The organism is Vibrio sp. 03_296 (genome assembly GCF_002265885.1).
On record NZ_NPKW01000094.1, the window covers coordinates 1 to 1,186 of the forward strand.

General features: G+C 35.6%; 1 pseudogene. It reads right to left on the reverse strand.

The features are described 5' to 3' along the window. Positions 1–183: 183 nt before the first annotated feature. Positions 184–926: pseudogene (locus CIK04_RS11625) on the reverse strand (hypothetical protein). Positions 927–1,186 lie beyond the last annotated feature (260 nt).

Here is a 1,186-nt window from a genome sequence, read left to right on the forward strand (position 1 = left end):
ATCTTCTGTAGAGAGCCTTTCTTTTTTATAAGCAATCTCTTGCTTTATCGCCTGCTCATCTAATGAGTAAAAACTCATCTCATCTCATCCATATCCATATCCATATCCATATCCATATCCATATCCATATCCATATCCATAAAAAACTTAAAACCCCAACTTAGAAATGTAAAATATATCTTTTTAATTTAAATATTCAAGTTTAAGTTCTTTAAAGCTATTGGCTTCTTTTATATCAATCACGTCAAACTCYTTTTTAAGATAATAAAACAACTTATAAAGATCAGATTTATCTATATGTATACCCGGAGGTGATGTCATCTCCCATGCTCCGATCTCCTGCATTTCCAACTCAAACCTAGGGTTTAATGCAACCTGCTGGCGACTATGTTGATACCGAACACGAAAGCTACTCGGAATAATATACTCCTCGTATTCTGTCCTTTTTCTATGATTAGACATGGCTCTCGCGTGAAGTAACCCCGCACCCGCACCAGCTAATGCAAGTGGCCCCAAAAATATAACCGCAATAACACTGACAAAAGCCGCAAATTTACCTCCAGCGCGAGAGAACTTGTAAAAGTTTTCATGTACATTCTCTTCTATGGTATATCGAATGCCTACTTTAGTGAGTTCATAGCAGTATGTTTTAAGGTTGAAAATGGTAAACCTATAAATAAAGCCCAAATAAAAAAGAAAATTAMAAAAAAATAAATGCATAAATAAAATTGTCATCTTCTTCCATTGGAATAATAAACAATAATGGAGGTACAAAAATCATCAATAAAACATGCAACTCCTCAACAAACAATCTTTTGGGCGTACAAACCCAAGAAAACAATACATCTGCTGTAGGAAGATTTTCTTTTTTATAAGAAATCTCTTGCTTTATTCGCCTGCTCATCTAATGAGTAAAAGTCCGACATTATTTACGTCCTAATAATTTGGTATGCTTCACCAATCATCTTCTCGTCCATCATGAAAGAAACTGAACACTGTCCCTTCTCCTTCCTGAGACTAGATAAYACTATATCACTCTCATCACTAGCATAAGTAACATTTACTCGTATACCAGTACGGCTTTCCATCGCCATCTCATAGAAATATTGGCCTTCTTGCCTGTTCCCAACTTTCCGCTTGTTGGATTAATGGTCGCCTGATTTAATATGGTCAGAACAAAGCCTTG